This window comes from Entomobacter blattae, from assembly GCF_014672835.1.
GTDB lineage: Bacteria > Pseudomonadota > Alphaproteobacteria > Acetobacterales > Acetobacteraceae > Entomobacter > Entomobacter blattae.
Genome location: NZ_CP060244.1, coordinates 2086189 through 2109300, shown reverse-complemented (window position 1 = coordinate 2109300; position 23112 = coordinate 2086189). Strand labels below are relative to the sequence as shown.

21 protein-coding genes and 1 pseudogene are annotated in these 23112 nt (G+C 45.4%); 12 read left to right on the top strand and 10 right to left on the bottom strand.

The features are described from left to right. Positions 1-6: 6 nt before the first annotated feature. From miaB to JGUZn3_RS09345, 5 genes are all read right to left on the bottom strand, one after another. Positions 7-1377, bottom strand: coding sequence for a tRNA (N6-isopentenyl adenosine(37)-C2)-methylthiotransferase MiaB (miaB, locus tag JGUZn3_RS09365; protein ID WP_203413269.1), 1371 nt, complete (start codon positions 1375-1377; stop codon positions 7-9). A gap of 280 nt (positions 1378-1657) precedes the next feature. After that, positions 1658-2590 (bottom strand): lysophospholipid acyltransferase family protein, encoded by a 933-nt coding sequence (locus tag JGUZn3_RS09360; RefSeq protein WP_238996799.1) that lies wholly within the window; start codon positions 2588-2590, stop codon positions 1658-1660. A 150-nt stretch (positions 2591-2740) separates the two neighbouring features. Continuing rightward, on the bottom strand, positions 2741-3118 hold the full coding sequence (locus tag JGUZn3_RS09355; RefSeq protein ID WP_203413268.1) for a response regulator: 378 nt from the start codon (positions 3116-3118) through the stop codon (positions 2741-2743). Between the two features lie 196 nt (positions 3119-3314). Further along, a complete protein-coding gene (locus tag JGUZn3_RS09350) occupies positions 3315-3908 on the bottom strand; it encodes a CarD family transcriptional regulator (protein ID WP_203413267.1) in 594 nt (197 codons plus the stop codon). Positions 3909-4026: 118 nt separating this feature from the next. Next, positions 4027-4905 (bottom strand): bestrophin family protein, encoded by an 879-nt coding sequence (locus tag JGUZn3_RS09345; protein WP_203413266.1) that lies wholly within the window; start codon positions 4903-4905, stop codon positions 4027-4029. Positions 4906-5175: 270 nt separating this feature from the next. On the opposite strand from JGUZn3_RS09345, the gene JGUZn3_RS09340 reads away from it, so the two are divergent. Further along, on the top strand, positions 5176-6297 hold the full coding sequence (locus tag JGUZn3_RS09340) for an S-(hydroxymethyl)glutathione dehydrogenase/class III alcohol dehydrogenase (protein WP_203413265.1): 1122 nt from the start codon (positions 5176-5178) through the stop codon (positions 6295-6297). A 1-nt stretch (position 6298) separates the two neighbouring features. Then, positions 6299-7150, top strand: coding sequence for an S-formylglutathione hydrolase (fghA, locus tag JGUZn3_RS09335; protein ID WP_203413264.1), 852 nt, complete (start codon positions 6299-6301; stop codon positions 7148-7150). A 48-nt stretch (positions 7151-7198) separates the two neighbouring features. On the opposite strand, the gene JGUZn3_RS09330 is transcribed toward fghA, so the two are convergent. Further along, positions 7199-8593: a sugar porter family MFS transporter gene (locus JGUZn3_RS09330; RefSeq protein ID WP_275402876.1), complete on the bottom strand. Its 1395-nt coding sequence runs from the start codon at positions 8591-8593 to the stop codon at positions 7199-7201. Positions 8594-8929: 336 nt separating this feature from the next. Here JGUZn3_RS09330 and JGUZn3_RS09325 point away from each other — a divergent pair, with 336 nt between their 5' ends. Both JGUZn3_RS09325 and JGUZn3_RS09320 read left to right on the top strand, forming a co-directional pair. Next, positions 8930-9964 carry a glycosyltransferase family 2 protein gene (locus tag JGUZn3_RS09325; RefSeq protein ID WP_203413262.1) on the top strand — a complete coding sequence of 345 codons (1035 nt, stop codon included), beginning with the start codon at positions 8930-8932 and terminating at the stop codon, positions 9962-9964. 467 nt (positions 9965-10431) lie between these two features. Continuing rightward, a pseudogene (locus JGUZn3_RS09320) lies at positions 10432-10590 on the top strand (DnaJ C-terminal domain-containing protein); the annotation flags it as partial. Positions 10591-10627: 37 nt separating this feature from the next. On the opposite strand, the gene JGUZn3_RS09315 reads toward JGUZn3_RS09320, so the two are convergent. From JGUZn3_RS09315 to JGUZn3_RS09300, 4 genes are all read right to left on the bottom strand, one after another. Beyond that, a complete protein-coding gene (locus tag JGUZn3_RS09315; protein WP_275402840.1) occupies positions 10628-11140 on the bottom strand; it encodes a substrate binding domain-containing protein in 513 nt (170 codons plus the stop codon). Between the two features lie 21 nt (positions 11141-11161). After that, complete coding sequence (gene rlmN / locus JGUZn3_RS09310) at positions 11162-12373, bottom strand: 23S rRNA (adenine(2503)-C(2))-methyltransferase RlmN (protein WP_203413259.1); 1212 nt, start codon at positions 12371-12373, stop codon at positions 11162-11164. A 43-nt stretch (positions 12374-12416) separates the two neighbouring features. Next, the gene (gene argJ / locus JGUZn3_RS09305; protein WP_203413258.1) at positions 12417-13658 is read right to left on the bottom strand and encodes a bifunctional glutamate N-acetyltransferase/amino-acid acetyltransferase ArgJ; all 1242 of its coding nucleotides are present in this window, start codon (positions 13656-13658) and stop codon (positions 12417-12419) included. A gap of 251 nt (positions 13659-13909) precedes the next feature. Then, positions 13910-14869, bottom strand: coding sequence for a peptidylprolyl isomerase (locus JGUZn3_RS09300; RefSeq protein WP_203413257.1), 960 nt, complete (start codon positions 14867-14869; stop codon positions 13910-13912). 619 nt (positions 14870-15488) lie between these two features. Here JGUZn3_RS09300 and secA point away from each other — a divergent pair. From secA to tolR, 8 genes are all read left to right on the top strand, one after another. Next, the gene (secA, locus tag JGUZn3_RS09295) at positions 15489-18275 is read left to right on the top strand and encodes a preprotein translocase subunit SecA (RefSeq protein WP_203413256.1); all 2787 of its coding nucleotides are present in this window, start codon (positions 15489-15491) and stop codon (positions 18273-18275) included. A gap of 77 nt (positions 18276-18352) precedes the next feature. Beyond that, entirely contained in the window at positions 18353-19105 is a 753-nt protein-coding gene (locus JGUZn3_RS09290) for a YebC/PmpR family DNA-binding transcriptional regulator (RefSeq protein WP_203413255.1), read from the top strand. A 5-nt stretch (positions 19106-19110) separates the two neighbouring features. Beyond that, a complete protein-coding gene (gene ruvC / locus JGUZn3_RS09285; RefSeq protein WP_203413254.1) occupies positions 19111-19617 on the top strand; it encodes a crossover junction endodeoxyribonuclease RuvC in 507 nt (168 codons plus the stop codon). Positions 19618-19621: 4 nt separating this feature from the next. Then, positions 19622-20254: a Holliday junction branch migration protein RuvA gene (ruvA, locus tag JGUZn3_RS09280; RefSeq protein ID WP_203413253.1), complete on the top strand. Its 633-nt coding sequence runs from the start codon at positions 19622-19624 to the stop codon at positions 20252-20254. A gap of 39 nt (positions 20255-20293) precedes the next feature. After that, positions 20294-21370, top strand: a complete 1077-nt coding sequence (gene ruvB, locus JGUZn3_RS09275; RefSeq protein WP_203413252.1) for a Holliday junction branch migration DNA helicase RuvB — start codon at positions 20294-20296, stop codon at positions 21368-21370. Then, positions 21357-21764 (top strand): YbgC/FadM family acyl-CoA thioesterase, encoded by a 408-nt coding sequence (locus tag JGUZn3_RS09270; RefSeq protein WP_203413251.1) that lies wholly within the window; start codon positions 21357-21359, stop codon positions 21762-21764. The genes ruvB and JGUZn3_RS09270 overlap by 14 nt, the downstream gene beginning before the upstream one ends. 141 nt (positions 21765-21905) lie before the next feature. Further along, positions 21906-22646 (top strand): protein TolQ, encoded by a 741-nt coding sequence (gene tolQ / locus JGUZn3_RS09265; RefSeq protein ID WP_203413250.1) that lies wholly within the window; start codon positions 21906-21908, stop codon positions 22644-22646. After that, entirely contained in the window at positions 22646-23080 is a 435-nt protein-coding gene (tolR, locus tag JGUZn3_RS09260; RefSeq protein ID WP_203413249.1) for a protein TolR, read from the top strand. The genes tolQ and tolR overlap by 1 nt, the downstream gene beginning before the upstream one ends. Positions 23081-23112: the final 32 nt, after the last annotated feature.

Below are 23112 nucleotides of genomic sequence, written 5' to 3'. Positions count from 1 at the left end.
TACGCATTAAGTGTTTTCAAGCTCCTTGATTTGTCCACCAAGGGAATTGGTGAGTTGTTGAGAGATATAAACAGGCCGCTCCTGACCAATGAGTGTTTCATCACCAATAACATGCACTGGCTGAAGATAAGGGCTACGCCCAGTAATTTGCCCGTCTTTTCGACCTTTTCCTGTAAAATAGACATTTACAACCTTGTTCACAAGGGTTTGGTTAAAGGAATCTTGCTGGCTGCGTAATAAATCCTGAAGCTGATAAAGCCTTTCATCCTTAACATCTTCTGGCAGTTGGCCGGGGGCGTTGGCTGCAGGGGTGCCCGGTCGAGGAGAGTATTTAAAGGAATAGGCTTGGGCAAAACCAACTTGTTTAACCAAAGACATGGTGTCTTCAAAGTCCTTATCCGTTTCACCAGGATATCCTACGATAAAGTCCGAGGATATGGCAACATCTGGTCTTGCGCGTTTCAGTTTTTCAATCCACTCCATATAAAAGCCGGCCTGGTGCCCACGGTTCATCGCTAAGAGGATTTTATTTGAACCCGATTGAACTGGAAGATGGATGAAGGGCATTAAAGCGGGGATTTCTTTATGGGCTTCAACGAGATCATCGCTCATATCCCGAGGGTGAGACGTTGTATAACGAATACGCTTAAGCCCCGGCAGAGCTGCTAGGCTTTTTATGAGATCTGCCAGTGTGCAGGGTTGCCCATCTTCTGTAAGGCCATGATAGGCATTGACGTTTTGCCCCAGTAAAGTAATTTCACCAGCACCCATTTTGATAAGAGCACGGGCTTCCGCCAGGACAGAAGATACAGGCCGGCTACTTTCAACCCCTCGTGTGTAGGGGACTACACAGAAAGAGCAGAATTTATCGCATCCTTCCTGAATGGTTAGAAAGGCTGTCAGTTGGTTTTCAGTAGTGGGGGCGGGCAGGAAATCAAATTTTTGTTCTACTGGAAAATCAGTCTCGATAACGGTTTTACCGGCACGTGCTATGCGGGCAACCATTTCAGGAAGGCGATGATAGGTTTGGGGGCCCAGAACAATATCAACATAGGGCGCTCGGGTTAGAATTTCTTTTCCCTCTGCTTGGGCCACACAACCAGCAACTGCCAGAATGGTTTGCTGACCCTCTTTTTCTCGTGCCTGTTTAATAAGCCTTAAGCGACCAAGCTCTGAAAAGACCTTTTCTGCGGCTTTATCACGAATATGGCAGGTGTTGAGAATAATCATGTCTGCTTCTTCAGGGAAAGCAGTAGCCCTGTAGCCAATCGGTTTTAAAACATCTTGCATGCGGGCACTATCATAAACATTCATCTGGCAACCCCAGGTAATCACGTGAAGCTTGCGCAAAGAAGAGGTAGAAGAAGGTACGGGCATATATTGAGTCTATACTTTATTGTTGATGAAGAAGGAGTTAAGAAGGCGATAAAGACTGAGCTAAGAGCATTTCCTAAAATAAAATAGCAGTTTGGTCTACATCCTTACAAGCGCTTAAGGACAGGTGCTCAAAGGAACTAGAAAGGCTTTGTATTCTATATCGTGTCTAATGGGGAAATTAAAGTTTTTTGTCATGAAACGTAAAAAACCGTTTTACCAGGTTAAGGGCGGGAGGATCTCTTTTTAAGAAGCAGCTATAGGCTTAATAAAATATATAGGCCTATAAAACAGGAGGTTCACGCATCTGGCGAAGGGCTGCTGCTCCTTCATCAACGGCTTTCCAGGCTGTAATCGCTAAGGCCTTCCGAGAGGAAAAAAGGTCTGGATCAATGGGGGGATGCAATAAAACAGTGGTGCGCATATTTCTCCATTGGCCCAGTTTCCAGAAATGGGGTGCTAGTTCCATATCTCCATACCAGGCAAAAATACTCCGCCGTCTTCTTCCTACAGGTAAGTTTTCTAGCTGATCATACACAATAGAAACAGGCTGAAGAAGAGGGGTTATGCGCTGAAGTTTTTCCTCTTTGGAAAAAGTTTTGGCAATACTAAAAAAGGAGGAAAGAAACGGCAATACCCTAGAGCCATCGGAAGAGGTTCCTTCAGGGAAAAGAATCAGGTTGTCACCTTCCTGTAAGCGGGTAATCATAGTGTCACGTTCACGGCCTGTTGTGCCCCTTTGACGGCTTACATAAATCGTTCGACCAAGCCGGGATATGGTGCTGATGATTGGCCATGTTCCCACTTCTTCCTTGGCGACAAAACAGGCATACACACTTGCGCCCAGTACAGGAACATCTAACCATGAAGAATGGTTGGAGATATAGATAACCGGTCGGCCCTTTGCTTTGTAATTTCTAATGGGAGCACCGATAACCCTGACTTTTAGGCCGAGCATTGTGCAGACTTTTTTCCAAAAAAGGCGGGGCATGCGAATTTTTGCTGAGCCGGGTAATTTGAGGAAAAGGCTTTGCAGGACAATGCAAAGGCATGACCATAGGCCGATAAGAAAAACCCTGATGACGACCCGTTGGATATGGAGCATTTTTTCCAGAAAAGTCAATTTTCTTTCGAATTGATCCAAGGAAGATTTGGTTTTTGAGGCGGAAAAGGAATCTTGAAAAAATGAAGTGAGATGGGCAGTGCGTTTCTGCATCGATTTTCGGGGCGCCTGTCTTGTTGCCAATGAAAAAACCATTATCGTTCTGGCGAGATAGCCCTTTTATTCTATTAAGATCAGGGGGAGAAAACAAGGGAGATTTTACGAAGAAAAAAGCGAGAGAGAGTTGAGCTGACTCCAGAAATATTAGACTGAGAGCAGCTTTTTTATTGTCTCTAGGATAAAATCTAACTGGTAAGGTTTAGTAATAAAAATATCTTTATGAGTGGAAGTCAGGTTTTTAAAAAGAGTGGAGTTTGGATGACTAAAGGTGCCACTTGTAAAAATAACAGGAATATTTTTATGCTTTTTTCGGACAAATTCAGCAAGCTGAACGCCATTCCATAGGCCAGGAAGAGAAAGGTCGGTGATGAGTAAGTCTACAGGATGGCTGTTAATAATTTTTCTAGCGTCATAACTGGTTTCAGCTTGTAAAATAGCGAATCCCTTATTTTCGAGAAATTCGGAAAGAGAGAGTCGAATAACAAACTCATCCTCAACCAGTAAAATTCTGGTTTTGGTCATGGAGCATATTCCCTTGTTTAAAAAGTCCACCTGCCATAGGGGAAGGGCTTTGGGAACAAACCGATTAGGGATATAAAGCGAGCGGATTCAGGATAAAGAAGCTCAGCACAAAAACCCCAAAACAGGTTACCCTTATTGAGAGAATATTAATATGAAGCAAAAAGTATAAAATTAGGTTAAATAGAAAAAATGCATGCTATGCAGATTTCATAACCGCTGTAAGTTCCACCAGAACGACATCAATTGGGCGGTTTTCCAAAATAGCAACTTCTGCTACAAATCTGTCTTGGGCAGCTTCAAACAGCTTGCGCTCGCTAAAGCTGCCATCCAAACTCCCCGCATTACGCCTTAAGTCACGCAATACTTCGGCAATTTGTAACAAATCACCAGAGTTGATCTTTTCTTGATAGGCCACAGCTCGCCTAGCCCACATTCCCTTATTGGATTGTGGTTTCCCTTTAATGGTGCTCATGGCTTTGTCTACAATTTCCCGCGAGGCAATTTTGCGAAGCCCAGATTTCTTGGCCTTAGAAAGAGGAATTCGCAAGGTCATCTGGTTTCCAGGGAAAGAGATTTGGATAATCTCAAGCTTGGTGCCGGCAATTTCATCCGTGCCAATTCTATCTACACGCCCAACGCCGTGGGCGGCATAAACAATTGCATCGCCTTCCTGGAAAAGGTCGAACTCAGAAAGTTTGAAACTTTTTGCTTCAGCAGCTGTTTTTTTTGCAGCATTGCGGGCAGTGATATCTGTGACGTGGGCTTTGGCTGTTGATTTAAACATATTCATGACTTGCGGATTATATCACATTTATTTAATTATGTCTTCCAATTTGTTTGTTGCCATACAATTTCTTAGGCCAGAACGGGCAGGATTGGCTGTTAAAAAGGGAAGGCCATAACCTTTTTTATATGAGCACTCCTCCTTCAGGTTGCAAGGGGGGTGGGGCTGGTAATCCCAAAGGTTGCAGCAGGTCTATCTCGATGGTGATTGCCATGGCCTTCATGGGGAGGGTATGGGCTGTGTTATTGCGAAAAGGTTCTTCCAGATCATGCCCGATTTTGTCTAGGGCTACGAAAAGGAACCCTACAAGGGATGAACCAAGCGGGGTAATCCAACCCAGGCTTTGCACCATGGAGAGGGGAAGAACAAGGCAAAAGCAAATGGTCAGAAAACGGGGGAGTCCTGAAAACTGAATTGCTAAAGGCGTTTTTCGGATTCTTTCTAGCCCCCCTTGCGCATTGGCCATGTCGGAAAGGATACGGTCAATTTGCCCATGAACAGCGCCATCGATATTTTGCCTGGCCACTTCGGCATTCACCTCTACTCCAATTTCGTATAAAATGGCGTTAGGCTGGTTAGAAATTCCCCGGATCCGCTTTTCTATCTTTTCTGGGAGGAGGCGCCTTACATCTGCTGAAACATCAATATCTCCTAAGCTTCCCCGCAAGGAATGGGCATAGGCAGCCATAGCACAGGCAAGATCGGGGCGGTTGTTTAACAAGGTTCCGGCCTGCCTACCAAAAGAGCGGCAATTGTTGGTAACCATGCCCCATAAGGAGCGCCCCTCCCACCATCGGCTATAGGCTGCATTGTTGCGAACGTTCATGAACAGCACAAGGGCTGAACCGATAAGGGAGATGGGAAGAGCAGGCTGTTCCATCCATTCCTGATGAAAGAGCTGGAAAAGAATAACAACGAGCAGATCCCATGCAAAAAGGGCAAGAAGGGATCTTAAACTTTCACGCAGGAGAATATAGACACCGATACGACGATTAACGATCATAAACTTTATTGATTTCGAAAATGAATTTAATATAAGTGGTTTTTAAAGGCCTAGCTTATGGGTTTTTAAAAGGTATTATAATATTGGGAAAAGGTGATAAAGCAACCATGGTTCTTTTATTTTCCCATAAGATTAACGGAAAAAGCTGTTTTTGAGAATGAAAATGGGGTATTGAAATTTTTTGTTACAGACCAGCAAAACCCACCAAAGATTATAATCCTATGGAATGGGGAACAAAGCAGTTTTTCTTTTTATAGAGAGGAAAGATCGATGGATATAAAAGCAGCGCTTGCCCTAGAAGCGGGTAAACCCTTGATTGTGGATACCGTCCAGCTCGAAGGCCCCAAGGCTGGAGAGGTCCTGGTAGAAATAAAGGCAACGGGTTTATGCCATACGGATAAATATACCCTTTCTGGTCATGACCCGGAAGGCATTTTTCCTTCTATTCTCGGCCATGAAGGTGCGGGTATCGTATGTGAGGTGGGGAGTGGGGTAACCAGTCTTAAACCAGGTGATCATGTTATTCCCTTATACACACCTGAATGTCGGCAATGTAAATCTTGCCTTTCGCAGAAAACCAATCTGTGTACTGCCATAAGGGGAACGCAAGGTAAGGGCCTTATGCCAGATGGTACAACGCGTTTTTCCTATCAAGGCAAGCCTGTCCATCATTACATGGGGTGTTCTACTTTTGCCAATTATACCGTTATGCCAGAAATTGCTTTGGCAAAAATCCGCAAGGATGCTCCCTTTGATAAGGTTTGTTATATCGGATGCGGTGTTACAACAGGGATTGGCGCTGTTTTATTCACAGCGAAGGTTGAGTATGGCTCAACGGTGGTTGTCTTTGGTTTGGGGGGCATTGGGCTGAATGTTGTGCAAGGTGCTAAAATGGTTGGTGCTGGCCGGATTATAGGGGTCGATATCAATCCAAAGCGCGAGGCCATGGCTCGTCAGTTTGGGCTTACGGAATTCATCAACCCCCAAACATTGGGTAAGGGGGAAGATGTTGTTCAGCATATTATTGAACTTACAGATGGAGGCGCAGATTATTCCTTCGAATGTGTAGGCAATCCCACCCTTATGCGGCAAGCGCTGGAATGTGCGCATCGCGGGTGGGGGATCTCAACCATTATTGGGGTAGCTGGGGCAGGCCAGGAAATAAGCACACGCCCCTTTCAGCTGGTTACGGGCCGGCGTTGGATTGGTTCGGCTTTTGGGGGAGCAAGGGGGAGAACAGATGTCCCGAAAATTGTTGACTGGTATATGGATGGGAAAATTAATATAGACGATCTTATTACCGCTCATCTCCCTCTTGAGCGTATTAATGAAGGATTTGAGATGATGGAACGAGGAGAAGGTATTAGAACAATAGTTGAGTATGGGAAGTGATATGGCAGCTCTTTTCCCTTCTATTCTCCATAAATGTTACGGTGGAACGGTAGGAGTTTATAAAAGAAGGTCTTCTTTTCTGAAGGGGGAGACAGCCTTTGCTGTTTTTCTTCCTGAACGGGCTATCAAAGGCAGTGCCTGCCCACAATTATATGTTCTGGCGGGTCTGACATGCACTGAGGAAACTTTTCTAACCAAGTCCACCATTCTTTCATATGCAGCCGAGCATGATCTGATCCTCGTAGCGCCAGACACATCGCCTCGTCATACGGGCTTGCCTGGCGAAGATGAGGCCTATGATTTTGGCAGTGGAGCTGGGTTTTATCTCGATGCTACAGCTTCACCATGGTCAAGCCATTATCAAATGGGGAGTTATATCAGCAAAGAGTTACCGGCCTGGATAGAGTCTTCCTTTCCCGTAAAGTCAAACTGCAAGGGCATTATGGGGCATTCTATGGGAGGACATGGCGCATTGGTTCATGGATTAAGAAACCCAGATCAGTGGAAGTCTATTTCTGCTTTTGCTCCAATCTGCCATCCGACCCAATGCCTTTGGGGTATTAAGGCGTTTAAGGGATATCTGGGAGAAGACACACTAAGCTGGGAAGAGTATGATGCCACTTGTCTACTTCTGAAAGGGCATATTCATCCCCAATCTATTCTGATTGATCAAGGTCGTGAGGATAATTTTTTACAACAGGGCCAGCTCCGTCCGCTAGATTTTCAAGCTGCGGCCCGTAAGGTTGGACAACAGCTCAATTTGCGCTTTCACGAAGGATATGACCATTCCTATTGGTTCATCCAGAGTTTTATGAAAGACCATATCACTCATCACCTGCGTTTTTTATGGTAGTGATTTCCGTTAAGGTGCCAAGTAAGGTGCTAAGGGGGATTGATGGATTTATCTTCCAATCTTGCGGAGTTGAATCCCCTTCATCAGGTTCTGCTCAAGATCTTTCAGGGCAACACCTTTTGTTTCAGGAACGAACATAAAGGTCAGGATAATGAATAGTCCATTCAGGCCAGCAAAGATCCAGAAAGTTCCACCATACCCAATCAGTTCCAGTAGGCTTAAAAAACTCGCACTTACAAGCATATTGGAGATCCAGTTACTGAGGGTGGAAAGCGAGACTCCGAAATCTCTGCCATTGGAAGGTTGAATTTCAGAGCAAATAACCCAGGCGAGTGGCCCAATCGACATGGCAAAGCCAATAATAAACAGTAAGAGCATAGCCACCGATAAAGTCTGTACAAAGGAGGAACCGTTTCCTGTGCTGATTGATAGGGCAAGAACGGCCATGCTGACCATCATGATACTAAAGCCAATATAGAGTATAGGTTTACGGCCCCATTTCTCAATAAGGGCCATGGCAATAAAGGTAGAAAGAATGTTAATAACACCGACAAGGATCGTATTTGTTAATTGAGAGTCCGCCCCAAAGCCTGCGAGTTTAAAAATGGTAGGCGCGTAGTTAATAATCGCATTAATACCGGCAAGCTGCTGCATGGCCTGGAGGGTTATTCCCAAAAATACGGCCCGGCGAAAATGAACATTGTTTTTGAAAAGAGAAAATCCATTTTGGGCCGTTGTCTGTGTCTTAATATCTGTTTTAATCCCTTCAATATCTTTATGAGCTGCGGCATCGGTGTAACGTAAATATTTTAAGGTTTTTAAAGCTTCTTCTTCTCTCCCCCGAGTAATAAGCCAGCGTGGGTCAGAAGGCAGAAAAAATACTGAAATTAACGATAATGTGGCCGGTATAAGAGCAATGGCAAACATCCAGCGCCAGTTATTGTCCAAGCCACTGAGAAAATAATTACTTAAATATGAGAGCAGAATTCCTATGGTGATCATAAGCTGGAAGAATGTTCCCATCAGACCACGTATTTCTTCCATGATCAGCTCAGAAATATAAACAGGCGCCGCAAAGGCTGCAATACCCAAGCCTACGCCCATAACAAAACGGCCAATCAGAAGGCTAAAAACAGACCAGGCTATGGCGCATCCGCCAGAGCCTAAAAAAAGGAGAATTGCTGTAATAACGAGTAATTTTTTTCGCCCCAACTGTTTTGCCCAGTAGCCTGCAAGAATGGAGCCAACAGCTGCTCCGGCCAGCATAATCCCCACAATCCATTCCAAAGCTAGGGTTGAGGCCTTGAATGTTTGGGCAATAAAGGATAAGGCTCCTGAAATAACGCCAAGATCGAGACCAACCATCAGGCCTGAAAAACATATTAATACCGTAATGATAAACGATCTAACGTGCACTTTTTTTTGAGAACTCGAAAGGTGCATCTTCATAAAAAACTTTCTTTTAAATCAATCTGTTAAACAAATTTGTGGAAAAATACTCTGGCTGAATCATCAGAAAGATAAAAATTTCAATAAGGATAAAACAAAATCAGGGTAAAATAAAAAGAAGAGTAAAATTACCGCTCTCGTATAAATTTGAGACTTCTTGCCATAGGAATTACTCTTGGGGTCCTAATGATTGGTTATGTAAAAGATATTTATATTTATCTAATGTATCTACGTTGTTAGCTTGATGGCAAGATGTGTTTTTAAGTGTTTCTCCGATAAAATATTTTGCAGTATTTTGGTTTCATTATTGTTTTTGTTGATAGGGTATGTATGTCTTCCGATCTTGAAAAATTTATATGGGGTATGCAAACTCCCGCCCTTCGTGATCAGCCTTTAGGAGACCCAACCTCATGGGCAGGTACTGTTCAGGGGGAGCTTCTGCAATTTGGAGAGCATCGGGATATGGCATTTCCTACCCGGGAGTTTCCTGCTTACCAATTTGCTGCTGCCATTTTAATGGTGAAGAACGAGGCCGATGTTATTTCAGAAAATCTCTGGTGGCTTTATTTTATTGGGGTTAGGCGTTTTATCGTTATCAATAATAAATCCACAGACAATACGGGTGAGCTGGTTAAGGACTTTCAAAAATATGCCGACCATGTTGAGGTTATCATTATTGATGATCCTATTATTGCCCATTATCAATCTGAAAAAACCACAAGTGCTTATGTTATGGCTAACCTCCTTTGGCCGGATTTAAGGTGGATTATTCCGGTTGATGCCGATGAATTTTTCATTCCGCAAAACTCTTTGGAAACCCTTGATTCCGTTCCTGAGACTATTGATGCTGTCGTGGTCACCAAGCTCATTCATTGTCATTACAGCTTTTATAAACCGTCGACCGCCCTGACCAACCTGTTACAGGAAATGGCTTATCGGTGCCCCCTTTTTGCTGTTCCGCCCAAAATTGTTGTTCGGGCCCATTTGGAAGCTCATATTGCCCAGGGGAATCATTTTATTAAAAAGAAAACGCAAGAAGTTGCCCATTATACAGGGGGATTAAGTTACGGATTATATATTAGGGAATTTCCTAACCGTAGCTTTGAATATTTTCTGGATAAAATTCGCAATGGAGCTAGGGCAATTATGGAAGCTAGAAAACATCATCCAGAACGCTCTATTGGGGGAGAGCATTGGTTAGAATATTATACAATCTATCAACAACAGGGGTTAGAAGCGATTTTGTCAGTCTATCGGCAAAATTATATCCGGGATCATACACCAGGTTGGAAACTTGAGCCCTTTTCTGGTGTGCCATTAAACCATCCTTACCGGTTTTTTTTAGATCGTGATAGAGCGGAATAAGAAAAAATTCCTAATAAAGGGTGTGGTGCACAATGATCTTTAAAGGCCTTTAAAATAAGCTTTTAAAGGAACAAGTGTCTTGGAGAATAGCAGTGTTTTGGGGAGTGCTGGGTGTCAGAAATAAACTTCCTGGATATGGGGCTGGCGGTATTTCTGGCACTATAATAACGGACTTGATAGCAACAGACTTGCCGGGAGTGGTGTACAGCTATCCCCCAGGGGATGACCATGGCAATATCTTCCAACATGTTTAAGTCAGGGCATGGCAAAGGTAATCAAGTGCCCTTCTTCAGAAAAAAGATTGCAAATAATACCCTCAATGCCTTTTTGTTTTCTGGTTAACCACGTTCAGGTCTGAAAGGGCAGAATAAAAAATCCCGATCCCTGTAAATAAAGAGTTCCTCTTTTAGCAGTAAGCTGAGATAGAGAACTTCCTTCTACAAGGGGTTATTCATCTTTGTGAAAGGGCTAATATTTATTGTAGTGTTCTCCTCCGGATGACCCAAGCAGCTCTTGGAGTAGAAATTGAAGTCCCTGTTATGGATGGCAGTCGAACCAAGGTTAAAATTCTCGCTGGTATGCAAAGCAGCACCCGGTTCTGCCTGAAAGGAAAAGGGTTTTCAGTTTGACGTTCGCCGTCCCATGGAAAAATATATATTCAGGTTATGGTAGAAATACCCTATTCTTATGGTATTTATAATAAGCCCATAAAGCTTTCCGTAGTTCCTCAACAAGAAAATCTGTCACCAGCATCACCCGGGCTGGGCGCAAGGTTCCTGGGGGCATCACGGCATTAAGCGTAAGATGAGGTAAGGACCAATCCAGCATCACGGCTTCCAGCGCACCGGTCTCGAGTTCTTTCCAGATAGTGAATTCTGGCTGAACGGCGATGCCTAACCCAGCACAGAGGGAAGCTGTTAAGGCATCGCCATTATTAGCCCGCAGCCGCCCTGAGGGAACAACGGAGACCGTCTCCCCCGACTGTTCATGAATAAAACGCCACACACCTGGTGTTGGTAAATAGACATATCCGAGGCAATCATGATGAACCAAGTCATTAGGATGTTCTGGCCTGCCATGTTTTTGGAAATATTCAGGCGAGCCTACTAAAAGGCGACGAACATTACAAATTCGGCGAACACGCAAGGAAGAATCCGCCAAATTGGCTATCCGCAACGCCAGGTTTGAGGTAAAAAGCTAATGGCGGAGAGAAAGCGCTTTTTCACGCTGCCTTTGTGAGTGGGTTTTTAATTGTCCACATGCTGCTAAGATATCCTGCCCCCGAGGGGTACGAATGGGTGAGGCAAAACCGGCATTCATAATGATAGCGGCAAATTTATCCAATTGCTGGCGTGTAGAAGGTTCATAATCACTTCCAGGCCAGGGATTAAAGGGAATAAGGTTAACCTTTGCGGGCAGTCCAGCAATTAAACGCACAAGCTTTCGGGCATCTGCCTCTGAGTCATTAATGCCTTTTAGCATGATATATTCAAACGTAATGCGTCGGGAATTATTGGCTGCGGGGTATCTTTTGCAGGCAGCGATGACCTCTTTAATGGGATATTTGCGGTTAAGGGGAACTAGCTCATCGCGTAAATCGTCCCGTACGGCATGAAGAGAGACGGCAAGGTTAATCCCAAGCTCGCTGCCACATTGGTCCATCATGGGAACAACACCAGAAGTGGAAAGGGTAATACGACGGCGTGAAAGGGCAATACCCTCGCCATCCATAACGATTCGCATAGCTTTTGCGACATTCTCATAATTATAGAGAGGCTCTCCCATCCCCATCAGTACAATGGTCGAAAGAAGCCGTGGGGTTTCTCCTTTAGGGCTGGGCCATTCTTTATAGCTATCACGGGCTGCCATAAACTGGCTAACAATTTCGGCAGTGCCAAGGTTACGAGCTAACAGCTGGGTGCCTGTGTGGCAAAATTTACAAGAAAGCGTACAACCAACCTGTGAGGAAATACAAACAGCACCGCGGTCTTCTCTGCGGTCGGGAATATAGACGGTTTCTGCTTCCTGCCCATCACGAAATCGAAACAGAAATTTGCGTGTCTCATCTTGAGAAGTGCTTTGAACAGCAATTTCTGGGCGAGAAATATGAAAATGCTCAGCAAGCTTTTGTTGAAGCGGCTTGGCAATAGAAGACATTTTCGAAAAATCTGTCACTCCTTGATGGTAAATCCAATGCCATAACTGTTTAGCGCGAAAAGGCTGTTCGCCGATAGCAGCAACAGCTTCTAGCATTTCTTCTCGGGAAAGGCCAACCAGCTCTTTTTTACCATCCGGATGGATAGAAGAGGGGGGAGAAAAGCGGGCGGTTTTGGCCATAATCTGCCTGCGCTCCCATTCTGTCGTATCGAGGGTATTGTCCAAGGCAGGAGAGGGGGGTGAAGCGGGCATGTATACACAATTCTCAGATTAGAAGAGGAGGAGGTAAAAGAGGTTAACTTCGATAAGAGCCGTTAATATCAATATATCCGTGGGTTAAGTCACAACTCCACATATGGGATTGCCCCTGGCCTATGCCAAGGTCAACCTCAATAAGGATATTGGGTGTTTTCATATGGGCGACCACTGGGGTTTCATCATAATTTTTCACAGCCACCCCATTGATTGCGACTGGGATGCCTCCAATCATGATGGAAAGAGTATCTCGATTAGCAGGTTCTCCGCTTTTTCCTACAGCCATTACAACGCGGCCCCAGTTGGCGTCTTCTCCAGCGATCGCTGTTTTTACCAAAGGGGAATTGGCAATGCTTTGGGCAATTCGTTTTGCAGAATTATCAGATTGAGCACCTTTAACACATACCTTGAAAATTTTTTGAGCCCCCTCCCCATCTGAAATAACCATTAAGGCAAGATCGAGAAGAACCTCATGAAGGGCTTTTTTAAAATGGTTCAACTCTTGTGACTGAGAAGAGAAAGGGGGCGTGTTTTTGGCAGTTCCCGTGGCAAAAAGAAGAACAGTATCAGAAGTAGAGGTATCGGAATCCACAGTGATACTGTTGAATGTGTCTTGGATATTTTCTGCAAGCAGTTCCTGAAGAATAGGTGCGGGGATGGCAGCATTGGTGGCGATAAAACAAAGCATGGTGGCCATATCTGGGGCAATCATTCCACTGCCCTTGGCAATTCCCTGTATGATAACGGTGCTGCCGTTAATTGTGGTTTTTCTTGTACTGGCCTTGGCGAAGGTATCAGTGGTCATAATCCCCCTGGCAGCCTCTTCCCATTTGGTTTCAGTCATGTGAGAAAAAAGGTGAGGAAGGGGGGTGGTAATTTTATGAGAGTCAAGTTTTTCCCCAATCACTCCAGTAGAGGCAAGCAGGATTTCCTCTGGGCGGCAGCCAACAAGCTTTGCTGCTGCCTCGGCAGTTTCTTGGGTGGTGATTTTGCCTGCTTGACCTGTAAAAACATTGGCGTTCCCAGCATTGACCACCAAGGCACGGGCAGTGCCACCTGTGACTTGTAAGGCATTCCGGCACCAATCAATGGGGGCACCAGGGCAAAGATTTTTTGTAAATACCCCGGCCACTTGTGTAGAGCTCTCAAACTGGAACATCACAAGGTCCAAACGATTTTTGTAGCGGATATTGGCTTCATAGGCGCCAAGCTTTACGCCTGGAACTGCATGAAGAGGGGGTAAAGGTTTTGCAAGGGGAGAAACGGGTAGGGATTGGGCCATAGAGATCACAAAACAAGAGTGAAAATAAACTTACCAATATGGTTGTTTAAAGAGGGGTCGTTTAAAGAAAGAGGCTAGCAAAAGGAAGGCAATAAATCCTGCCCCCTGCCATTACGCTATTTAAGCCATTTTATGAGAAATATTTACAAGGCAAAAAATCACAGGGCAAAAATCTCTGACTTTCGCGTAATGGCGGAGATAACGATGTATGCTATGAGTACATCATCGCTTGGGGCTTATAGTATAGCCAATTAGTGTTTACTATCAGGAACAGTGGCAGGAGCGGAGGAGGAGGCCTTTGCAGATGTGGGTATGGGCTTGCCATTGTCATCATAAAGAACAACGCTGCTGTCTTTATTAGCTTTATCCATAATATCTTGCACATATTGCTGAATGAGACTCTGACGAATCTGGTCTTTAACGGAATCCAGCGTGGGGATGGGGGAAGACCGATGCCCCAAAACTTCAATGACATGCCAGCCATAGGGGGTTTGCACAGGGGTTTTGCTGATGGAGTTGTCTTTCATGCTAAAAGCAGCATCTGAAAAGGCAGGGATCATGGTATCTTTTTTAAACCACCCTAAATCACCACCATTTTGTGTTGTGCCTTTGTCTTTAGAGTATTCTTTGGCCAGCTTAACAAAATCTCCTCCTTTTTTAAGCTTGGTGATAATTTCTTTTGCTGTGGATTCCGTATCAACCAAAATATGCCTGGCGTGAATTTCTTCTTCAGGTTTTTTATTGGCAAAGTGGGCCTTATAGTAGTCGTTAATGGCCTTGTCGGTGAGTTTGGGAGTAATAATTTTGGAAAGATAGGCATTTTCCAAAATATTGTCTCCTGCCCGCTTGATCTGGTCTTGAATGGTTGGGTCTTTATCAATACCTGCTTTTATGGCTTCTTGGAGAATAATCTGATGTTTAATCAGCTGGTCAGCAATCAGATGTTTGAGCTGTTCAGTCGAAGCAGGTGATGACGTCCTGTTTTTAAGCTGGGGTGTGAGTGTAGAAAGGATTTTATCAACCTGGGAGCGGTAGATTGGCTGGCCGTTGACTGTAGCAACAAGGGCCGTAGAATCTTGAGTATTTTTTGTAGGACTGTCCTTTGCAGGAGAGGGTGCATTTTCAGCCGCTAACGCAGCAAAAGACCCAGACGATACCAGTAAAGAGAAAGTAGCAGCCAGGTAAACTGCCTTAGGGGTGAAAATATGCATGATTTGTAGCCTTGATTGTGATAAGAAAATAAAACATCTATAAAAGCATATTCTCTTTTTCGGCAAGAGCCGTTTTGTTTATTCCTTAAAAATTATTGTTACAGGGCTGAGAAAATGAATAATCTGGCAACCTCCCTGCTCACCAATGTGTTCATACAGAACTAAACGTGTTCATACAGAACCATACATCACTGTCTTAAGAGTGCACTCATGCTTGAGAGTATATTCGTGGCTAGGAGGTTGAGTTTGCGTGAATGGGTAAGGGCACGGCGTGGCTGCTCTGAGGGAAGAAAAGCCGTTAGGTAAAAAGTTGGATAAGAATTAAGGAATGATACGGGTTTGACCCCTATCAGTTTCTCCCTTGGCACAGATCTCTTGGCATAGAAAAGATTTACCTTCTTCTGAGGATCAGTGTAAGAATGAAATTATTCATAATAATTTCCACCAGTAAAAGACCTTGGCCTTGAAGTTTAAATTTAGAGAAAAATATGGTATTTGTTAAAGCCATGCCATGCCGTAGTAAAGCGGCCATAAAGAGATGCCAATAAAAGACATACAGATGAGGGGCAGTTAAGCTCCATTTTTTGTAACCAATTTAGTTTTTTTCCGAAGGGTTTCCATGTTCGCCAGTATTGCACGTGCCTTGTTTGGCAATGCCAATGATCGTTCCTTGAAGGCTTTTCGCCGTCGCCTTCCTGAAATCAATGCGCTTGAGCCCCAGATGCAGGCCCTGCAAGATAGCCAGTTAACAGCCAAAACCCAGGAGTTTCGTGAGCGTCTCGCCCAAGGCGAAACATTGGATGCCCTTTTGCCGGAAGCATTTGCTGTGGTAAGAGAAGCCTCTAAAAGGGTTTTGGGGATGCGCCATTTTGATGTGCAGCTGATTGGGGGCATGGTCCTTCATTCGGGTCGTATTGCCGAAATGCGCACCGGTGAAGGAAAAACCCTTGTAGCTACGTTAGCCGTCTATCTTAATGCGTTGGAAGGTAAAGGGGTCCATGTCGTTACTGTGAACGATTACTTAGCCTCCCGTGATGCAGCCCAAATGGGAAAACTTTATGAATTTTTAGGGCTATCTACCGGGGTTATTGTTGCGGATTTGAATGATGAGGAAAGGCGCGCAGCCTATAATGCCGATATTACCTATGGCACGAATAATGAATTTGGGTTCGATTATCTGCGTGATAATATGAAATATTCCCTTCTCGAAATGGTTCAGCGCCCATTTAATTTTGCCATTGTTGATGAGGTGGATTCCATTCTGATAGATGAAGCCCGCACGCCGTTAATTATTTCAGGCCCTGCTGAGGACAGTTCTTCCCTTTATATTTCTGTCGATAGTGTGGTTGCTGAACTGGTTAAAGACCCTGCAACGTTTGAGAAGGACGAAAAATTTAGAACGGCTATCCTCACCGAGGAGGGGGTAGAGAAGGTCGAGCAAATGTTGAGGGGTGCTGCCATTTTGCATGAGGGAGGGCTGTACGATGTTCACAATGTTTCCATCGTTCATCACGTTCAGCAATCTTTACGGGCTCATACGCTCTTCTCACGGGATGTCGATTATATTGTGCGTGATAACAAGGTTATCCTCATAGATGAGTTTACTGGCCGTATGATGGATGGCAGGCGTTATTCTGAAGGGCTTCATCAGGCCCTAGAGGCTAAGGAAAGGGTAGAAATTCAGCAGGAAAATCAAACCCTAGCTTCCATTACCTTTCAGAATTACTTTCGATTATACCCCAAATTATCGGGGATGACTGGTACAGCCCTTACCGAGGCCGATGAATTTGCAGAAATTTATAAGCTTGATGTTGTCGCTATTCCAACCAACCTGCCTGTTATTCGTAAGGATAGTGACGATGAAATCTACTTGACAGCACAGGAAAAATACAATGCTGTGGCAACGCTTATTGGGCAAGTTTCTCAAACGGGACAACCTGTCTTGGTGGGCACAACCTCCATTGAGAAAAGCGAGCTGCTTTCAGATATTTTAAAAAAGCGTGGGATTAAGCATAATGTTCTCAATGCGCGTTTCCACGAGCAGGAAGCTGTTATTGTTGCTCAGGCGGGTGCTCCAGGTTCCATTACCATTGCCACCAATATGGCTGGCCGAGGGACAGATATTAAACTTGGCGGGAATGTAGAAATGCGCTTAGAGCAAGAGCTGAGCGGGGAGGAAGGCACTCCAGAATATAACCAGCATGCTGAGCGGATCCTCAATGAAGTCAAGAACTATCATGACGTGGTAAAACAAGCGGGGGGGCTGTTTGTTATTGGTACAGAGCGCCATGAAAGTCGCCGGGTGGATAACCAGCTTCGTGGGCGTTCGGGCAGGCAGGGAGACCCAGGAAATTCTAAATTTTTTCTCTCCTTGGAAGACGATCTTATGCGTATTTTTGGGTCTGACCGAATGGGGGGAATGCTTCAGAAGCTTGGGCTTAAAGAAGGGGAGGCCATTATACATCCCTGGATTAACAAGGCTTTGGAAAAAGCCCAGAAAAAAGTTGAAGCCCGTAACTTCGATATGCGCAAGAATACCTTGAAGTATGACGACGTCATGAACGATCAGCGTAAGGAGGTGTACTCCCAGCGCCGGGAGTTTATGGCTGCCGAGAATGTTTCGGATATTCTTGAGAATATTCGTCAGGAGGTGATCTTAAGGCTGGTGAGTGGCCATATTCCAGAAAAAACCTATGCAGAGCAATGGGATATAGAAGGGCTTGCCGCACGCGTTAAGGAGGTTTTAAATCTGGACTTACCATTTTCCGAGTGGGTTAAGGAAGATGGGGTTGATGCCCAGGTAATTAGTGAGCGCATTGAGGAGGCGGCAAGCCATGCTGTGGCAGAGAAAGCCAAAGAGTTTGGCGCTGATATTATGCAATATATAGAAAAACAACTGCTCCTTACAACTCTAGATGCCGTTTGGAAGGAGCATCTGTTATTTCTGGATCATCTCCGCCAAGGGATTGGTCTAAGGGCTTATGGTCAAAAAGACCCCCTGAATGAATATAAGCAAGAGGCTTTCCGCCTGTTTCAGATGATGCTGGATGAAATGCATGAGCGTGTCACAATGCTTGTCGCCCGTGTGCAGATCTCTGCAGCTCCTTCCGAAGAGGAAATGATCCCACAGCATATGGATACCACAGGCTTTACCTATGGGCATCCTGAGGCTTTGGCAGAAGGGGAAGATCTTTCAGTTCCTCCTGCTTTTCGTGATATGGGCCAAAATCCGGGCTTAGCCTCTATGTCTCCATCTGCATTGGGAAGCATGGCGTCTTCTGGGAGCGAAGTGTTGGAGGCTGAATTGAGTCCTGCTCGCCCTGAATGGCAAGATACGCCAAGAAATGCTTTGTGTCCTTGCGGATCCGGTAAAAAATACAAGCATTGCCATGGTAGGCTTACCTAGAAAAGCGGTTTAGATTAACACTGTAGCAGTTTGATTTTATTTGATTTTATAAAATAATGTGAATTAAGAGGAGCTCTATGGCTGGTCATTCCCAATTTAAAAACATCATGCACCGCAAGGGTGCTCAAGATGCGAAACGGGCGCGCCAATTTGCAAAAATTATCCGTGAAATTACGGTTTCAGCTCGTTCTGGCCTGCCCGATCCTGCCTCTAACCCGCGCTTAAGGGCTGCAATAGCATCGGCGCGCGAAGTGAATATGCCTAAGGATACGATTGAAAGGGCCGTAAAAAAAGCAACGGGTGCCGGTGGCAGCGATGACTATACCGAAGTGCGTTATGAAGGCTATGGGCCTTATGGGGTGGCTGTTATTGTGGAGGGCCTTACGGACAATAAAAACCGTACTGCCTCTGATGTCAGGGCTGCTTTTTCAAAATATGGTGGCTCCTTGGGGGAGACAAACTCAGTTTCATTTATGTTTACCCGTATGGGAGTGATTGCCTACTCCGCTGAGGCCACTTCTGAGGAAGACATGTTGGAAGCAGCGATTGAATCGGGTGCAGAGAATGTTGAAAGCTCTGAAGAGGGCCATGAAGTCACCTGTGAGGTTGAACAGTTTTTTACCGTGAGGGATGCACTGGAAACCCGCTTTGGGGAAGCCCGTTCTGCCCGTCTCGAATGGCGACCCGGTACAGTGGTAACCATTGATGATGTTGAAAAGGCCCGTAGCCTGCTTAAGCTGATAGATGTGCTGGATGATAACGATGATGTTCAGTCTGTCTATGCGAATTTTGACTTTCCTGATATGATTGCTGAACAGCTTTCTGAGTAGGTGTGATGCTTCGCTTTTTAGGGATTGATCCGGGGTTGCGTTATACAGGGTGGGGTATTCTGGAAAGCGACGGTAACCGCCTGCGTTATGTGGCTGATGGTGTTATAGCAACTGAATCATCCAAGACTGTGCCAGAACGCCTTACGGCGTTGCATAAAGGGTTAACCGAGTTATTTACAATTTATGCGCCTCATGAAACAGCCATTGAGGAAACATATGTGAACCGGAATGGGGACTCAACGCTCAAATTGGGCTATGCGCGGGGAGTTGCTCTGTTAATTCCGGCACTTTCTGGCGTTGTGGTGGCAGAGTATGGGGCTAAGGCCGTTAAAAAATCGGTGGTTGGTACAGGTTCTGCTAGTAAGGAACAGGTTGAGATGATGGTCAGAAGACTTTTGCCAGGGGCTCTTATCAAGCGGGCTGATGCCTCAGATGCCTTAGCGGTGGCTATTTGCCATGCCCATCATCGAGCCACCGCCAAAAAGGTTTTGGCAGCCATGCAAAGAGGCTAGTGCCATGATCGGGTTCTTAAAAGGTTTTGTCCTTCATCAAGATGTAGACCATTGTATTTTAGACGTTAATGGGGTGGGGTATATCGTCTATGTTTCTTCACGGTTCATGGTTAATCTGCCAAAGCCAGAAGAAAAGGTTAGCCTGTTTATTGAAACCGTGGTGCGGGAGGATGCTATGACCTTATATGGGTTTCAAACCCTTGAGGAAAAGCACTGGTTTCGTCTTTTAACAAGTGTGCAGGGTGTGGGAAACCGTATGGGGATGGCTGCTCTTTCTTTCTTTACCCCTCAGGAACTTTATGCTGTTATTGCTTCTGCTGATAAGGCTTCGCTTGTAAAAGTGCCAGGTATTGGCGCAAAATTGGCAACCCGCATTGTTACAGAATTAAAGGATAAGCCAGCACTAGCATTGCCCTCAGGTACTTTAGAGAGCCCTTCATTGCAAATCCGTGCAAAAGGGCAGAAACTTCCTGTAGGAAATTCTGTACAGGAAGATGCCCTTCTGGCTCTAGAAGGGTTGGGGTTCAGGCGTTCTGAAGCCCTTCCTGTTGTGGTTGGCGTTATTGCTACAGTAGAGGGAGAAGCGGTCCTTAGCGAGGTTATCAGGGCCTGTTTGAAGGCACTCTCTCGGGTTTAATCTGAGTGGTCTTAATGGAATGGGGAATGTTAAACAATTATGGATGAACCTTCCGAAAGGCTGGTAGAACAGGCCCGGCAAATTGGAGATATCACGGAAACCACCTTACGTCCTCAAACGCTTAAAGAGTTTGTTGGGCAGAAAATGGTGCGGGAGAACCTTGCTGTTTTTATTGAAGCTGCTCGAAATCGTAAAGAAGCGCTTGACCATGTTCTGCTGTATGGCCCGCCAGGGTTAGGGAAAACCACTTTGGCCCAGATTGTTGCTCGCGAGCTGGGGGTTGGCTTTCGTGCTACCTCTGGCCCCGTTATTCAACGGTCTGGGGATCTGGCTGCAATCCTGACTAATCTGCAACCTCATGATGTTCTTTTTATTGATGAAATTCACCGTCTTCAACCTTCTATAGAAGAAATTCTCTATCCCGCTATGGAAGACTTTCAGCTTGACCTCATTATTGGGGAAGGGCCAGCAGCTCGTTCGGTGAGAATAGATCTTCCGCCCTTTACTTTAGTTTCGGCAACAACGCGGGCAGGCCTTTTGGCTACCCCCTTGCGGGACAGGTTTGGTATTCCTCTCAGATTGGTTTTTTATGAGGTTGAAGAATTGCAAACCATTGTTATGCATACAGCCCGTAAATTACAGTTTAGTTTATCAGAGTCAGCAGCCGAGGAGATTGCACGTCGCTCTCGTGGTACACCCCGTATTGCAGGGCGGCTTTTGCGCAGGGTAAGGGACTTTGCCGGGGTTGATGATGAGGAAGGGGGAACTCAGGCAGAGGTTTCCCGCGCGCTTGTCGATAGGGCCTTGACTAAACTGGAGGTTGATCGTTTGGGTTTGGATGCAATGGATAGGCGCTATCTCCACCGTATTGCAGAGTTCCATAATGGAGGCCCAGTAGGGGTAGAGACCCTATCAGCAGCGCTTGCAGAATCTCGCGATACGATTGAAGATGTGGTAGAACCCTACTTGATTCAAGAGGGGTTGGTTATGCGCACAAGCCGTGGCCGGATGTTGGGTATGCGGGGCTGGCAACATTTGGGGCTTATTCCTCCCGAGCAGTTGGGTGCCCAACTGGATATGCTGGCGAAAAAGGAAGAAAAGGATGGCGAAACATAGTATACGGATACGAGTGTATTATGAAGATACAGATGCAGGGGGTGTGATGTATCATGCGCGGTACCTGGCCTTTGCTGAACGGGCTCGAACAGAAGCGCTTCGTTCTTGCCAAGCGTCTGTTCTAGATCTCGCGCAAGATTATAATATGTGCTTTGTCGTGGCCAATGCCAATATTTCCTATAAAAGGCCCTTAAAACTGGATGATGAGGTGACCGTTACCACAATTCTGCAAGAAATTCAGGGGGCTACCACGGTGCTGTTGCAGCTTTTTACAGTAGGGGCGCTTTTATACGCTAGCATGGAGGTGAAATTGGCCTGTCTTAGCACCCAGACTATGCGGCCAGTACGGATGCCAGAAAAATGGAAAGTGGCCCTTTTGGCGATTTCGCCCTAAAATTTGGCATTTTATGGGTCCATATAGATTAATTCAGAAATTCCTATTATAAATATCGCTGAATATACAGAATCGGCATAAAACCGTAAATTTTATGAAATTTGCTGCTTCGCAACAGGTGTTAATGTCTAGGAGGTCTATTTGAATACTACAGTTGATGCCGCAAACCTCGCCGCAGCAGGAGCTGGCAGTCTTTCCCTTTGGGGATTATTCATCCAGGCAACGTTGGTTGTTAAGCTGGTTATGGTTGCCTTGGTGTTGTGTAGCTGCTGGGTTTGGGCCTTGATATTTGACAAAACCACAACATTGCGCCGTGTAAACCGTCAGGCCTCCTTCTTTGAGGACCAGTTCTGGTCAGGCGGTAGCCTTGATGAATTGTATGAGGCTGAAGGCGCAAAGCCAACGCACCCCATTGCGGCAGTATTTGGGGCTGCTATGGGAGAGTGGCGGCGTTCTGCCCGTATTCCAGGAATAGACCTTTCTCGTGCATCGGTTCAAGAACGGGTTGATAGGGCTATGCAAATTACCATTACCCGGGAAATGGAACGGTTGGAAAGATGGATGATTTTTCTGGCAACCATAGGCCCTGTTGCCCCGTTTATTGGGCTGTTTGGTACGGTATGGGGGATTATGCATGCCTTTGGGTCTATTGCTGCTATGCATAATACAAGCCTTAGCGTTGTTGCCCCTGGGATATCTGAAGCCTTGTTTGCAACAGCGATAGGTCTTGTTACTGCTATTCCTGCTGTTGTCGCCTATAACGTGATTAGCAATCGCCTGACCTTGTTTGCCGACCGGCTTGATGCGTTTGGAATAGAGTTTTCTGCCATCCTTTCCCGTCAATCTGAGGAAAGGGAAGAAAGACAGGAAAGTAAAGAATAATGTCCTATGTATCCCGCAGGGGTCGCTCACGGATGAAGCGGCCGATGTCTGAGATTAACGTTACCCCTTTGGTAGACGTTATGCTGGTGCTTTTAATTATTTTTATGGTCACAGCACCAATGATGACAAGCGGTATTAATGTTGATTTACCAAAGACTTCAGCTTCTCAGTTAAAGTCAGACAATAAGCCTATTACCATTTCTATTAAAGAAGATGGGAGTATTTACCTGGGGGAGAATCGTACTACGTTGGATCAGCTGATTAATCAGCTTCATTCTGCCTCTGGAAATGATCCTGAGCGGCGTGTTTTTGTGAGGGGGGATGCCCGTTTGAATTATGGGCGTATTATGGAAATTATGGGATTGATTACCACAGGTGGGTTTTCCCATGTTGCACTGCTGGCCCAGCAGCCAACCGGTAAGATTCCACAGTAAGGGTTGCATTGCGATGGATGGAGGACCTCTTT